Consider the following 2,170-nt stretch of genomic DNA (forward strand, 5'->3'; position numbering starts at 1 on the left):
GCATTCGCTGCCCAATTCAGTGAAGAACTCCACATCAATTAGCCGTACTTTGTTATCCGGTGTGATCATGACGTTGTGTGGCTTGAAATCGCGAATGACGAAACCCGCCTTATGTACCGTCCGTACGACGGCTACCAATCGACGTGCAATATCTCCCGCCTCGCCCACACCGAGGCCATCCTTCTGGCGAGCTAGCTTTTCCTGCCAACGGTTCAGGGGCTCGCCGGGTATCAATTCTTGGGCGAGGAACAGGTCTCCCTGCTGCTCAAACAGATCGATCTTTGCTGGGGCAATCGATAGCGGGGAAAGTCGGTCCAGCAGGCGGGCCTCGTCGCGCAGACGGTCCCTTACATCAGTGCCGTCTAGTCGTGCCCCAATATGTGCCCGTGCGTGTTTAACGATCACCTCATGCATTTCTCGTTCGTCCATCGCTCGGTATACGCCGCCTTTGTTGGCGTGCCGGATTGCGCGCAGCACCCTGAACCGCCCAGCCAGTAGCACTGATTCAGGCGCTGAGGTGACGGGCAACTGCTGGTCTGGAAACGGAGGTGGAGCCCAGCGTGGCGGAGTGAAGCCCGCCGAACGCTCGTCTTTCACCACGCTGCCGTCCGGCCCGGTCATCCGCGGCTCGAACAGTCCGTCATCGGTCAGTACTTGCTCACTGCGGAACTGGCCGTACCGGTAGTGGACTATGCTTCCGGAACACAGCTGCCTATCCGACAAAACCCTCGGCCCCGGCAGGCCGGCAGTGGCCTCATGCAGCTTGTGCGCCAGCACCCGGAAGTGTTCGTCGTTCCGAGGATAAACTGTGATCACCTTTCCGCCACCACCCCGGTTGTACCAGGTTCCCCCGAGCTGCGCTACACGGCTCAGGTCAATGGCGAACTTAAATGACGCCTGGTGCTGCACCAACACTTCAGTTACCCGGGCGAGTACCAAAGGTGCAGACAGTGGAGTTGCCGACACATGCAGTTTCCATCCGTGCTTCCGTAGCAGTTCCATGGGAGGCTGCACGTAACACCAGACATCTCCTGGAAGGACGTCCCAGTGATCTCCGCCCGCGCGAGCTAGTACTGCACGAGCTATATCTAACAGCACAAGAGAGTCGGCCGATCCATCCGACCTAACAACAGGAATATAATTCATGATGATCCAGAGTATCGGTGAATTTGCAGACCCGTGCGGTTGGGGTGAATCAGCCCACACAAAGAGCCTGATCGATGCAGGGGTGGCCATGTGCGGCAACGCCGTAGCAGTTTAGATTATTACCCGAATGGGGGTACGATCTTCGATTAATTCACTAAAGACGACACCCTCCGACTTGATGTGTCGGGAGCTATTGAGGGACATTGCAGCGAAGTCTCGAAAATGCAGCGATGGCGTCGACCACATATGGTAAGATTCTTAAGTTTGCACCATGTGGAAGTTTCGGCGAGAGTACCGAAAAGGTTTTCGGCGTATCGAACCAGTGTGAAAAATTAACGTCGGCCGCCTCATTGAATTGAGAATGAGGCGGCCGACTAGGTAGTGATGAAATCTTCAGAAATTCCTGAAGATTATTCTTTACTTGGGTTCGACGTCGAAGTTGCCGTCAGCTCGCTGGAGAGTGCTGGGCCAAGCTGCTGCAGGACTATAGAGAGCGTCAGGACGCTCTTCTTCGTCGAGTAGCTCGAGAAGGTGGATACTGGTTTCCATTTTTCCCTCGCTTAGTAGATCCTATTTCGCTCTTGTCGCTGCCGCGAATTGGAGAGCGCGAGTTATTAATCTCCAGGCTTGCGCTTCACCTAGCGAACACAATGAGCAATCGATACTTAGACCGTGTCCTACGTGGTGAGGCGGACGAGCCGCTTGTAGCAGCACAGGGCGGCGGCAAGTCCGAGAAATGCCAGGTAGTTGCGGGGATGGCGCTCGTAGCGAGGGCTGAGTCTGCGATAGCCGGACAGCCACGACATGGTGCGTTCGATGACCCACCTCCGCCGCCCTAAGCGTTCGCTGGACTCGATGCCCTTGCGGGCGATGCGCACTCCGATGCGCTTGCCGCGAAGCCATCTGCGCAGGTCGGGTCGGTCGTAGGCTTGTCGGCGTGGAGGCGCTGGGGCTTGAAATGGCGGCCGCGGTGGGGGTCGTGTCTCGTTTGGTGACCCGTCACCATGGGCTTCAGCCCTTCGCT

1 protein-coding gene and 1 pseudogene are annotated in these 2,170 nt (G+C 57.0%); both read right to left on the bottom strand.

The features are described 5' to 3' along the window. Window positions 1-1,236 (bottom strand): class III lanthionine synthetase LanKC N-terminal domain-containing protein (locus ACZ4NT_RS39190; protein ID WP_467730206.1); only part of this gene is annotated, 1,236 nt, incomplete at its 3' end. Between the two features lie 587 nt (window positions 1,237-1,823). Then, window positions 1,824-2,170: pseudogene (locus tag ACZ4NT_RS39195) on the bottom strand (transposase); the annotation flags it as partial.

The organism is Streptomyces sp. NPDC026417 (assembly GCF_055567695.1).